Annotated in this window: 10 protein-coding genes; 2 read left to right on the top strand and 8 right to left on the bottom strand. The window is 70.5% G+C overall.

Translation table 11 applies throughout. From position 1 onward, the window contains the following. Window positions 1-176: 176 nt before the first annotated feature. Window positions 177-2,024, bottom strand: coding sequence for an ABC transporter family substrate-binding protein (locus tag OERS_RS07510; protein ID WP_068625319.1), 1,848 nt, complete (start codon window positions 2,022-2,024; stop codon window positions 177-179). 389 nt (window positions 2,025-2,413) lie between these two features. Between OERS_RS07510 and OERS_RS07505 the strand changes: the two genes are divergently transcribed. Next, window positions 2,414-2,968 carry a hypothetical protein gene (locus OERS_RS07505; protein ID WP_139107743.1) on the top strand — a complete coding sequence of 185 codons (555 nt, stop codon included), beginning with the start codon at window positions 2,414-2,416 and terminating at the stop codon, window positions 2,966-2,968. Between the two features lie 58 nt (window positions 2,969-3,026). On the opposite strand, the gene OERS_RS07500 is transcribed toward OERS_RS07505, so the two are convergent. From OERS_RS07500 to OERS_RS07475, 6 genes are all read right to left on the bottom strand, one after another. Further along, window positions 3,027-3,398: a zinc ribbon domain-containing protein YjdM gene (locus OERS_RS07500; RefSeq protein ID WP_068625317.1), complete on the bottom strand. Its 372-nt coding sequence runs from the start codon at window positions 3,396-3,398 to the stop codon at window positions 3,027-3,029. 85 nt (window positions 3,399-3,483) lie between these two features. After that, window positions 3,484-4,734, bottom strand: a complete 1,251-nt coding sequence (locus tag OERS_RS07495) for a DUF6357 family protein (RefSeq protein ID WP_068625353.1) — start codon at window positions 4,732-4,734, stop codon at window positions 3,484-3,486. Then, window positions 4,731-5,384 carry a hypothetical protein gene (locus OERS_RS07490; protein WP_068625316.1) on the bottom strand — a complete coding sequence of 218 codons (654 nt, stop codon included), beginning with the start codon at window positions 5,382-5,384 and terminating at the stop codon, window positions 4,731-4,733. The genes OERS_RS07495 and OERS_RS07490 overlap by 4 nt, the downstream gene beginning before the upstream one ends. A 99-nt stretch (window positions 5,385-5,483) precedes the next feature. Beyond that, complete coding sequence (ychF, locus tag OERS_RS07485; RefSeq protein ID WP_030152107.1) at window positions 5,484-6,569, bottom strand: redox-regulated ATPase YchF; 1,086 nt, start codon at window positions 6,567-6,569, stop codon at window positions 5,484-5,486. Between the two features lie 136 nt (window positions 6,570-6,705). Next, on the bottom strand, window positions 6,706-8,292 hold the full coding sequence (locus OERS_RS07480) for a hypothetical protein (RefSeq protein WP_056654563.1): 1,587 nt from the start codon (window positions 8,290-8,292) through the stop codon (window positions 6,706-6,708). Continuing rightward, window positions 8,274-9,182 carry an ABC transporter ATP-binding protein gene (locus OERS_RS07475; RefSeq protein WP_083201300.1) on the bottom strand — a complete coding sequence of 303 codons (909 nt, stop codon included), beginning with the start codon at window positions 9,180-9,182 and terminating at the stop codon, window positions 8,274-8,276. The genes OERS_RS07480 and OERS_RS07475 overlap by 19 nt, the downstream gene beginning before the upstream one ends. A gap of 132 nt (window positions 9,183-9,314) precedes the next feature. On the opposite strand from OERS_RS07475, the gene rmuC reads away from it, so the two are divergent. Then, window positions 9,315-10,925, top strand: a complete 1,611-nt coding sequence (rmuC, locus tag OERS_RS07470) for a DNA recombination protein RmuC (RefSeq protein ID WP_248948445.1) — start codon at window positions 9,315-9,317, stop codon at window positions 10,923-10,925. 218 nt (window positions 10,926-11,143) lie between these two features. Here the strand turns inward: rmuC and OERS_RS07465 are convergent, their stop codons facing one another. Continuing rightward, a complete protein-coding gene (locus tag OERS_RS07465; protein ID WP_056654561.1) occupies window positions 11,144-12,163 on the bottom strand; it encodes a 4-hydroxy-3-methylbut-2-enyl diphosphate reductase in 1,020 nt (339 codons plus the stop codon). Between the last annotated feature and the right edge of the window lie 197 nt (window positions 12,164-12,360).

The following is a 12,360-nucleotide window of genomic DNA, read 5'->3' as shown; positions in this document are numbered from 1 at the left end:
CGGCGCGAGGTGAGGGTCATGGTGGACTCCTGCCGCACAACCCACGACGAGGACACCGGTGATCGAATCGACCGGTGCCCTCGTCGTGCGACGCGCCGAGCACGGGCCGGCACCAGGCGTGGGCCTGGTGCCGGCCGGGGGCTTGGCCCCGTGCTCAGGAACGGATGGGCTCGACGCTACGCGCCGAGCTCCCAGTTCCAGAAGCCGTAGAAGATCGTCGGGCTGATGGTGATCGCGTCGACGCCCTTCAGGTTCTCGTTCCAGCCCTGGATCGCGGGGAACTGGAAGATCGTGGTGCCGAAGGCGTCGGCCCACAGGTTCTTCTCGACCTCGAGCTGCAGCGCGAACTGCTCGTCGGGGTCGGTCGAGACCTGGAGCTGGTCGAGCGCAGCGTCGACGGCCGGGTTCGAGTAGAAGCCGTAGTTGTTCAGGCCACGCTCGGGCGAGTAGCGGAAGTTGGCGTCCGACTCGGTGACGGCGGTCGAGGTCGACTGCCACCCGAAGAGCGATGCGTCGTACTCCTGCTGGCCGGTGCCGAGGAGCGTGCCCCACGTAGCGGCCGGGCGGCCGGTGTCGACGATCTCGAAGCCGGCCTGCGACGCGGTGTCGGTGATGAGCGCGACCTGGTTCACACGGCGCGCGTTCTCGTTGTTGTACGCGAAGCGGACCTTGACGGGGGTGGTCACGCCGGCCTCGGCGAGCAGCGCCTTGGCCTTCTCGACGTCACCCGCGGGCGGGTAGAAGTTCGAGCCGTTCTCCTCGACCATCTTGTCGTAGTTGGGCGAGCCCGGGATGAGGATCTGCGAGTTGCGGACCTCGGCGTCAGGGTTCAGCGGGACGATCAGGTTGTCGACGATCGTCTGGCGCGGGATGGAGAGGAGGAACGCCTGGCGGACCTTCTTGGCCTTCTCGGCGTCGCCGCCGTAGGTCGCGGGGCTGAAGGGGCCACCGTTCTCGAAGACCAGGTCGACGTGCTCGAACGTGCCCTCGACGCTGTTGTTGGTCTCGATCGCGGGCAGGGCCTCGAGGGCGCTGCGCACGTCTGCCGAGGCCTGCGGGCCGATGAGGTCGACCTCACCGTTCTGCAGCGCCTGGACCTGGGCCATCGGGTCGTCGATGTAGCGGACCGTGATGGTCTCGACCGACGCCTTGTTCTTGCCCTTGAAGTCAGGGTTCGCCTTGAGGGTCAGGTACTGGTTCTCCTCGTACGCGTCGAGGAGGTAGGCACCGTTCGAGAGCACGAGGGACTTGTCCTCGGGCATCTTGGTCATCTCGAAGCCGGAGTTCCAGAAGGTCGCGATGGGCGAGAGCTTGGCGACGTCGGCGTTCAGGATGGCGTCACGCAGAGCGTCCTTGGCCTCCTGCGGGTCCTGGATGTCGAGCGTCTTCTGAGCGACCACGTGCGCCGGGACGAACTGGTTGGTGAAGTTCAGGGCCCAGTCACCGAAGGGCTTGTCGTACACGAAGGTGATCGACTTGCCGTCTTCGCTGATCTCCGGGACCGCGCTGATGAGCGAGGCGCCGGGGGTCGTGCCGTCGAAGTAGACACCGGCGTCCAGGGCGGCCTGGTTCGTGACGTTGCCCTCCTCGTCGGTCTCGGGCTGGACGTTGTTGAACTTGGCGGAGGTGCCGGCCCACTGGAGCAGGATGTCCGTCGCGTCGAACGCCGTGCCGTCGGACCACTTGGTGTCGTCGGCGACCGTGTACTTGACCGTCAGCGGGTCGTCGGAGACCTTCTCGTACGAACCGAACGAGGTGTCCTCGACAAGGTTGAGGTTCTCGTCGTAGTAGTTGAAGCCCGAGTTCAGCATGTAGCCGATCACGGCGTTCTGCGTCGCGTTGCCGTTCGTCGAGCTGAGGTTGAGCTCGTTGAGCGGTGCTTCCCAGGCCACGGTGACCGCGGACTCCTGGTTGATGCCTGCGTCGTCAGTTTCCGCCTCGTTGGCCGTGCCACCGCATGCGGTCAGCACCAACGCGACCGAGGCCACGGCCGCGGTAACGGCACTTGTGCGCCTGATGTTCAATGTTCCTCCTCAAGGGGATGGCGACTCCCTTGCCTCGAGGACCGCGCGGGTGACCCGCAGGGCGTCCTCGGCGGCGTCGTCAGGGAAGCCCACCATGGTTTGGGGCAACGGTACCGACCAAGATGGGTGACTTCACCCGGTTGCGCCTTTCGGGCAGCCGATCGTTACCGAGTTGATACTGGCCGGTACGGTCCTGTTTCCGTCCGGATACCGGGAGAAACCGGTACGTAACACCCTGGACACGAAGAACGGGCACCTGCCGCGTCTCACGATACGGCGGCGCCCGTCCCACGAACGGGGAGTGTGACCGGCCTCTCGGAGACCTCCGTCACGCAGCCGATCCTCCTGCGACCCACACGTCGCAGGAGCTTCGCCATAGGCTCCTCGTCGTGACAGTGCCCCCTCCGGCGACAGCCGCCCTCCCCTCCAGGACGCTGCGCACCGCCTCGATCGTCGTCCTCGCCTTCGCGGCCGTGTTCCTGCTGTTCGGCCTGAGCATGCTCGGAGCCGCGCTCGGACCGGGCCTGGAAGCCAGAGAGCTCGTCGCGTCGGGGCAGTCGGGGACCGTGACCGATGCCCGCGTGCACTCCTGGTCCGCGGACCAGCAGATGCACAGCTCGCTGGAGCTCACGTTCACCGGCACCGACGGAGAGCAGCTCGTCGCCGAGACCGACCACCGGCCGGAGTACGTCCGCGGTCGGTCCGTCACCGGGTGGGCCGACGAGTTCCAGGGAAAGGAACAGCTCATCGGCCGACCTGTCACGTACCTGCTCGACCCGCCGACCGTCGAGCTCACGAGCGAGCTGCCGGCCCTCGCGTCCGGCGGGTGGGGCTTCCCGCACTTCCTGGGACTGGCGTTCGTCGTGATCGGCTGCGGCGCCGCCGTGGGCGGGCTGATCAGCCTGCACCGTGCCCGGCGGCGGATGGCGCTCGAACGGTCCTGAGCACGCCGCGCACGGGGAGGCAGACCAGGTACTGGTCGGGCCGGACGCATCGAACGGGCTAGAGAACCTTCTTGACCACGCTCGACTTCAGCTGCATCTGCCCGAACCCCGGCACCTTCGCGTCGATGTCGTGGTCACCTACGCCGTCGGAGATCAGCCGGATGCCGCGCACCTTGGTGCCGACCTTGACGACTCCGCCGCCGGCACCCTTGACCTTGAGATCCTTGGCGATCGTGACGTCGTCGCCGTCCTCCAGCGGATTGCCGACGGCATCCTTCACGACACGTGCGTCTGGCGCGTCGGCGTCGTCGGTCTCCTCGACGCTGCCGGGCGCCCACTCGTGGCCGCACATCGGGCACACCAGCAGCGCACCGGACTCGTAGGTGTAGTCGCTCGCGCACGAGGGGCACGGGGGCAGCTGATCAGACATTGGACCTCCAGGTCGTCGTGTGTCGAGGAAGCGGCCTCGAGCCGGTTCTGGTTCCCCGTCGAGGTGCGGGTGCCTCGAGCCGGGACTACCGGGCGTCGCGCCGCCGGCGTGCACGCTCGAGCTCGGCGGCATCCGACATCCACGGGCCGTGCTGGTCGAGCCCCGCGCAGCCGCCGCGGACGAAGGCGCTCACCACGGTCCGGTACCCGCGCATCCCGTCGACCAGACCGTACTCGACCCGGTACTCCGGTTCCGCCCCGCCGACACCCTTGCGCACGGTCGTGACCCGGGCGATCGAGTCCGCGTAGAAGTGGAGCTGGATCCCTTCGCCCATCGTCTCGTCCTCGATGGTGAACACCTCGTTGTCCGAGGCTGACCGATCACCGACGAACTCCCAGAACTCCGCGTCGGCAGTGCGTGGGCCACCCTGCTGCCACCGCTTCTCGACCTCCTTGTCGTCCGTGAACGTCAGCCTCGTCTTTCTCGCGCCGGCATGGTCGCCCAGCACCACGGCTTCGTCCTCCACGGGCAGGTCCCGTGTGCGGTCCGCGACCTCCGAGCACATCAGGAAGCTCACGGTGCGCACCGCGTCGTCGACGAGCTCAGGGTGTGCGCCCCGCACGGCGGCCTCGACCACCCCCGCCACGCGGTCCCACTCGCGCTTGTCCGTGGCACGCTTTCCCCGTCGCGGGTCGATGCCGATCCGCATCTCGGAGCTCGCCTGCTCTGCGGTCGCGATCACGCGCACGACGTCGGAGAGCAGCGCAGGGTCGACGGCGTCCGGAAGGCGTCGCGGGATCGTCGCACCGTGCAGGTGCTGTCCGGTGAACTTCAGGATCGCGGTGTCGAGCGGGCCGAGGACCACCCCACGCTCGGCTCGACGACGGTCCGCGGAGTACACCTGCGCTCGCCTCCCGTCGGGCGTCTCGGTCGCCGCACGCATCGAAGCGCAGACCTGACCCCGCTCGAGCAGGTCGATGTCGGCCCCGTGCGCGACGAGCCGGCTCCTGTCCCACGGGATGCGCTCGAACAGCGCGTCGACGTCGACGGACGGGGAGAGGAGCACAGGGTCCAGGAGCGCGACAGCGACGTCCTCGTCGAGGCGCCCCCGGGTCCCGGCCGCGTCGCACAACGGAAGGACCGCGCTCCACAGCAGCAGGTGTCTCGCCAGGTCCTCGCGGATCACCGCCAGATGGGCTTCCCCGATCGGGAAGGTGAACGTCCGCGGGTCGTGGTTGGCGTCGGCCCCGGCAGCGAGCATCAACCTCAGCTCGCCGTCCTCCCGGATCACGGTCGGGATCCAACCGCTCGCGCGCGTGAAGACGACGTCCCTCATGACCACTTCTCGAGCTCGACGTCGAGGCGTTCGTCGGTACGCACCCAGACCTCCCCTGCGGCGGCCCCGGCCGGGGCAGCGACCCGCTGGAGCCCGAGGAACGTGATCAGTCCGAGCAGCTCGGCTCGATCTGCCGGGGCATCGTCGAGAGCGTGCGCATCGAAGAAGACGTAGAACTGGTCGCTCGGGTCGACGATGCCCGAGTCTCCCCAGATCCGAGCGACCTTCTCGATCGCCTCGGCTTCGGTCGTGATCGCCGCGGCGCGGGCGGCACCGCGAGCCTCCGGCGACGCGTCGAGGTCGGCGAGCTCCGGGAGCCACTGGCCGAAGCGGTCCAGGCCGGCATACCCGTTCTCGAAGAACAGCATGGCGCTCGGCAGGTAGCGATGGGGCCCGTCGACCGTGAGGTACTCGCTCCGGGCCCGTCCCGTCACCTCGCTCCGCGCGATCACACCTCGACCGGGCATGAGCACCAGGCGTTGGCCTGCCGGCTCGTCGTCGACGGTGTAGGTGTCGGACTCTCGACCTCTGAAGAACGCAGAGAACGCGACGTAGGCCTCCTGCGGGTCACCCACGGAGACCTCGTGGTCGTTGCCGTCGCCGACGCCGAAGACGAACTGCTTCGGTCCCGGGTGGTACGGGCGGGCCATGACTGTCCTCCGTCGTCGTTCGTGCGGTCCCCGCCGGCGTCGTCGACCCGACCCGACCCGGGCTGGCGCCGACCTGGCCCGGCCCGGGCTTCCGTGCGACTACACGTTGAAGCGGAACTCCACGACGTCGCCGTCGACCATGACGTAGTCCTTGCCCTCGATGCGGGCCTTGCCCGCCGCGCGGGCCGCCGCGACCGAGCCGGTCTCGACGAGGTCGTCGAACGAGATGACCTCGGCCTTGATGAAGCCGCGCTCGAAGTCGGTGTGGATGACGCCCGCCGCCTGCGGCGCGGTCCAGCCCTTGCGGATGGTCCAGGCGCGCGACTCCTTGGGCCCGGCGGTCAGGTAGGTCTGCAGGCCGAGCGTGTCGAAGCCGACGCGCGCGAGCTGGTCGAGCCCCGACTCCTCCTGGCCCGTCTCGGCGAGCATCTCGGCCGCTTCCTCGGGCTCGAGCTCGGCGAGCTCGGACTCGAACTTGGCGTCCAGGAAGATCGCCTGGGCCGGCGCGACGAGCGCGCGCAGCTCGTCCTTGCGGGCCTCGTCCACGAGCCCCGCGTCGTCGGTGTTGAAGACGTAGATGAAGGGCTTGGCCGTCATGAGCTGCAGGCTCGCGATCTCGGCCAGGTCCAGGCCCGCGGCAGCGGCGCCCTGGAACAGCGTGATCCCCTGCTCGAGCAGGGACTGGGCCTTCTGCGCGGCCGCGACCAGGACGGGGTCGCCCTTCTTGATCTTGACCTCCTTCTCGAGGCGCGGCAGCGCCTTCTCGAGGGTCTGGAGGTCGGCGAGGATCAGCTCGGTGCTGATGGTCTCGATGTCGTCAGCGGAGTCCGTGGACCCCTCGACGCGGATCACGTCGGGGTCGTCGAACGCACGGGTCACCTGGCAGATCGCGTCCGCCTCGCGGATGTTCGCGAGGAACTTGTTGCCGAGGCCCTCGCCCTCGCTCGCACCCTTGACGATGCCCGCGATGTCGACGAACGAGACCGTCGCGGGCAGGATGCGCTCGCTGCCGAAGATCTCCGCGAGCTTGTTCAGCCGGGGGTCCGGGAGGGACACCACACCGACGTTCGGCTCGATCGTCGCGAACGGGTAGTTCGCTGCGAGGACCTGGTTGCGCGTCAGGGCGTTGAAGAGGGTGGACTTGCCGACGTTGGGCAGGCCGACGATGCCGATTGTAAGAGCCACGGGGCCTGAGTCTACGGGAGCGGCGCACGGGCCCGCTCGCGCTCTCGGTGACCCGCTGCCCGACGGCGTCGCCCACCCGGGTGCGCGCGTGCAGGACGGCGCGTGCGCACCCGGGCGAGAGCCGGCGTCGGGCCTGCTACTTGTAGCTCATGACCTGCTGGAGCAGCTCCGGCCCCCGCTGGTCCACCAGGCGGCCGCCCCAGCGCATGCCCAGCACCAGGAAGAGCCCACCCAGACCGATCCCCACGACCAGCGCGAGCCAGCCCCACACCGCGTCGCCCGTCAGGACGTTCGTGAGCGCCAGGCCAGCCGCCGGCAGCGACAGCGCGAGGAGCACGAGCATCGTGATCATCTGGGCGAACATGGTCGCCATCGCGGCCCCCTGGGGCGACTTGAAGGGGCTGTCCCCCGGCTTGGGCACCGGGTAGAGGAGCCGCGCCGAGACCACGCTCGACACGCCGAGCCCCGTCGCGAGCACGCCCAGGCTCAGCCCGACCGTGGCGACCAGGAGGTCCCACCGCCCCGTGAAGGCGACCGAGACGACCGCGAAGACCGTCACGACCGGGACCCCCAGCACGGCGGCCGCGAGCACACGACCCGCACGGTCCGCGAAGCCCGTGACCCCGGACGAGAGCTGCGTCCAGAACGCCGTGTGGTCGTAGGCGATGTCCGCCGAGATCGCGAACCCGAACGTGAACGCCGTGAGCGGCCCGAGCACGAGCATGAGCTCGCGGAACCCGTCACCGCCGTCGATCCCCATGCTCGAGCCGACGAACCACAGCAGGACCGGGAGCAGCGGGACGACCGCGATGGACCCGGAGTAGCGCGGGTCGCGGAACCAGTACGTGAGGCATCGCGCTGCGACGGCCCCGACCGGGGTCGCCGGGAAGCGGTCGAACCAGCCCAGGCCCTTGGACTTGCCCGCGCTCGCACCGCCGCGCGGGGCGACGAGCGCCTTGGCGAGCGCACGGTCCCACACGACCCACGCCAGCGCGACGACGACCACGGCGATCGCGAGCCGGGCGAGCGCGAGGCCCCAGGCGCCGTCGGCGACCGCGGACGCGACGGCCCACGGCGCCCCGAACGGCGTCCAGCCCAGGACGGCCGCGATGACCGGCAGGACGTCCTGGCCGCGGGCGATCGCCGCGGTCGCCCAGCCGATGAGGGGGCCGGCGAGCATGAGCGGCACGAACGCCGCGATCGACAGGACCTCGCGGTAGCGACGCGAGTCGAGCAGGGGCGCGAGCGCCGTCGTGGTCGCGCGCGAGCCCACGACGCACATCGCGACCGCGAGCAGCCCGCCCACGACCGCGGCGAGAGCCGCGACGGGAGAGCGCCACCACGCGAGCGTCGTGCCGAGCGAGACCAGGAGCGTCACGACGCCCGGGATGCCGACCAGGCCCGCGACCGCGAGGCCCGCGAGGAGCTGACGCTGGGGCACCGCGAACGTCACGAAACGCTGCGGGTCGAGCGTGGCGTCCACGCCGAACGCGAACAGCGGCACGACCCACCACGCGATGACCACGACCGAGCCGACGATCGTCACGATCTGCCCAGCGGTCTCCGGGGCCGTGGTCCCCAGGACCGCGAGCCCGATCAGCGCCATGGTCGCGATGCCGAGCCCGTAGAGGATCCCGAGGGCCAGGCCGATCGTCTGCCACACGCTCTTCTTGAGCGTGTTGCGCATGAGCGTGAGCTTGAGCCTTACGAGGTGCGCAACCACGACAGCCCCTCCGTGGTGTGACGGCCGCCGACGAGGTCGACGAAGCGGTCCTCGAGGCTCTGGCCCGCGCGGACCTCGTCCACGGTGCCCGCCGCGAGCACGTGCCCGCCCGCGATGACCGCGACGTGGTCGCACATGCGCTGGACCAGGTCCATGACGTGCGAGGAGACGATCACGGTGCCGCCGCTCGCGACGTACCCGTTGAGGATCTCGCGGATGTTGGCCGCGGAGACCGGGTCGACGGCCTCGAACGGCTCGTCGAGCACGAGCAGGCTCGGCGCGTGGATGAGGGCCGAGGCGAGCGCGATCTTCTTGGTCATGCCCGCCGAGTAGTCGACGACGAACGTGTTCGCGTCGGCCGCCAGGCCCAGGGCCTCGAGGAGGTCCGCGGTGCGCTCGGCGACCGTCTGCCGGTCCATGCCGCGCAGCAGGCCCGCGTAGGTGATGAGCTGAGCGCCCGTGAGGCGGTCGAACAGACGCACGCCGTCGGGCAGGATGCCGAGCATGCGCTTGCCCTCGAGCGGGTTGGCCCACAGGTCCAGGCCGTGCACGTGGACCGCGCCGAAGTCGGGGCGCAGCAGACCCGTGGCCATGGACAGCGCGGTCGTCTTGCCCGCGCCGTTGGGGCCGACGAGCCCGTAGAACGATCCGGCCGGGACGTCGAGGTCGATCCCGGCCACGGCGATCTTCTCGCCGAACTTCTTCCACAGCCCGCTCACCGAGAGCGCGGGGGCCGCGGGCCCCTGCGTCGCCGGGGTCGGCGGTGCCGCGGGGGCGAGCACGGGAGCGGTCGGGGCGGACGCCTCGGGGTGTGCGGGAGCGCCGAGCGCTCCCGTCGTCCCAGGGGTCGCGGGTGGGAACTGGTCGCGGGGCTCAGGATCGTGGGCCATACGGACAAACGTAGCGGAGCGGGGCCGCCGCTCCCCCTGTGAAATGTCACTACTTTCGAGGTGGGAGGCTCGTCCGCAGGCCCGACGGCGTCGCTCACCGGTCCTGTCGGTGGCACCTGGCAGAGTGCGGGCATGGACAACGCCTTGCCGTGGTTGATGCTCGTCGTCGGGCTCCTCGTGGGTGCCCTCCTGGGGTGGTTCGCGCGGCGGTCCGCGCCCGACTCGGGACGGGAGGAGATGGGCCGACTCACAGGCCTGCTGTCCCAGGCGCAGCAGGAGGCCGCGCGCGGCGCCGGGCTCGCCGAGCGCCTCGCGGCCGAGCGCGAAGGGTTCGAGCGCCAGCTCCGCACCGAGCGCGAGGGGTTCGGACGTCACCTCGCGGGCGTCGAGCGAGCAGCGGACGAACGGTTCGACATCGAGCGCGCCAACCACGAACGGGCGATCGAGGAGCTGCGCGCGGGCTCGGAGAAGAGGCTCGGCGAGATCCGCGGCGACCAGGCCCGCCTCGAGGCGCAGTTCGAGGTCCTGGCCCGCAAGGCCCTCGCGACCAGCAGCGAGCAGTTCCTCACCCAGGCCGAGGAACGCTTCAAGCGCAGCCAGCAGGTCGGCGAGTCCGAGCTGGCCAAGCGTGAGCAGGCCGTCCAGCAGCTCGTCGAACCCCTGAGCAAGGCCCTCGACCAGGTCAAGGCCGAGGTCACGGCCGCCGAGCAGGCCCGTCGGGAGGCGCACGGCACGCTCACGGAGCAGGTGCGCAGCATGCGCCTCGACTCCGAGGCCCTGCGCTCGGAGACGGCCCAGCTCGTCACGGCCCTGCGGTCCTCGCAGGTGCGCGGGGCGTGGGGTGAGCTCCAGCTGCGCCGCGTGGTCGAGGCCGCGGGCATGATCCCGCACGTCGACTTCATGGAGCAGGACCAGGTCAGCACCGACGACGGCGCGCTGCGCCCGGACATGGTGATCAGGCTCGCGGGCGGCAAGAACGTCGTGGTCGACGCCAAGGTCGCGTTCCTCGGCTACCTCGACGCCCAGCAGACCGCCGACCCTCGGGTGCGTGCAGAACGCCTGGCCGCGCACGCCCGCCACTTCCGCAAGCACATCGACGACCTGGCGGGCAAGCGGTACTGGGACCAGTTCAGCCCCGCCCCGGAGTTCGTGGTCATGTTCGTCCCCGCCGAGTCGTTCCTGTCGGCCGCGATCGAGCAGGACCCCTCGATCCTCGAGTACGCGGTCGCCAAGAACGTCATCATCGCCGCCCCCATGACCATGATCGCGCTGCTGCGGACCGTCGCGTACGCCTGGCGCCAGGACGCCCTCGCGGCCAACGCCCAGCAGGTGCTCACGCTCGGCAAGGAGCTGCACGGTCGCCTCGCCGTCATGGGCAGCCACCTGGCCAAGCTGGGACGGTCCATCCAGGGCGCCGCCGAGTCGTACAACAAGACGGTCGCGTCGCTCGAGACCCGTGTCCTCGTCAGCGCCCGCCGGTTCGCCGACCTCAACGTCGTGGACGAGGACCTCGAGACCCCCGCCCCGGCCAACCCACAGCTCAGCGCCGTGAGCGCCCCCGAGCTGCTCGCCTCGGTCAACGAGTCGGTCGTCGCGCTCGACGAGCTGAGCGGCCCCTCGGGTACGGGCGCGGAACACGGCCTGCGCAGCGACAGCGGGTCCAGCGTCCTCGACGCGGGCATGCTCGGGACGATCAACGGGCCCGGGCGGCACGAGCGCGACCGCGGGGCCGACGCGTCCTGACGCGCAGCGCGACCCGGGGTCGCCGCGAGGCGAGCGTCCCGTGCCGTCGGCCTCCGCATGCCGTGAGCGGCACGTGCGGTGAGCGGCGCAGGATGGGAGGCACGGTGACGGACGCACCCCGGTGAGCGGCGCCGTCGGGCCGGACGACGAAGGCCCGCCCCCGGCATCGGGGGGCGGGCCTTCGTGCGGCTGCTGCGTGCGGCCGTACCCCCGACGGGTCAGACGGGCTCGACCGAGAGCGACGTCCGGTTCTCGCGGCGCGGGCGCGCAGGCGCGTTGCCCGCGGCCTTGAGGTCCGCGCGCAGCTCCTTGGGGAGGGAGAACATGAGGTCCTCGGTCGCGGTGCGCACCTCCTGCACGTCGCCGTAGCCGCGCTCGGCCAGGTACGCCAGCACGTCGTTGACGAGGATCTCCGGGACCGAGGCCCCCGACGTCACACCGACCGTCGTCACGCCCTCGAGCCAGGACTCGTCCATCTCCTGCGCGCGGTCGATGCGGTACGACGCGTCCGCGCCGGCACCCAGCGCGACCTCGACCAGTCGCACCGAGTTCGACGAGTTGGCCGAACCGACCACGATCACGAGCTCGCACTCGGGGGCGAGCTTCTTCACGGCGACCTGACGGTTCTGCGTCGCGTAGCAGATGTCGTCCGACGGCGGGTTCTGGAGCGTCGGGAAACGCTCGCGCAGGCGGTCGACGGTCTCCATGGTCTCGTCGACCGACAGCGTCGTCTGCGAGATCCAGACGACCTTCTCCGGGTCGCGGACCGTGACGTTCGCGGCGTCGTCGGGCGAGTTGACGACCTGGACGTGGTCCGGCGCCTCGCCGGCCGTCCCCTCGACCTCCTCGTGCCCCTCGTGACCGATCAGCAGGATGTCGTAGTCGTCCGCCGCGAAGCGCACGGCCTCCTTGTGCACCTTGGTGACCAGGGGGCACGTCGCGTCGATCGTCTGGAGGTTGCGCTGGGCGGCGGCCTCGTGGACGGCGGGCGAGACCCCGTGGGCCGAGAACACGACGCGCGCGCCCTCGGGTACCTCGTCGGTCTCGTCGACGAAGACCGCGCCCTTGTCGCTCAGCGACTCGACGACGTACTTGTTGTGGACGATCTCCTTGCGGACGTACACGGGGGCGCCGTAGTGCTCGAGCGCCTTCTCGACCGCGATCACGGCGCGGTCGACTCCCGCGCAGTAGCCGCGGGGGGCGGCGAGGAGGACACGCTTACCAGTCGGGGAAGTCACCCCACGAGTCTAGGCGACGGGCCCCCGGGGCCGGGCCGTGCGGGTGGGTCGGCGTGCGGTCCGGGCCAGGTCCTGGCAGCAACTCCACAGGATCCCCACGGGTCGGCGCGCACACGGTGGCCCTGTCAGTCCCATGAGGCAGTCTTGACCCGTGACCGACCGACCCGCCGACACCGCCGACCCCACGAGCCCCGCCC

Source organism: Oerskovia enterophila, assembly GCF_001692445.1.
GTDB lineage: Bacteria > Actinomycetota > Actinomycetes > Actinomycetales > Cellulomonadaceae > Oerskovia > Oerskovia enterophila.
The sequence above is the reverse complement of the archived record's forward strand: the minus strand, read 5'-3'. Positions and strand labels throughout refer to the sequence as shown.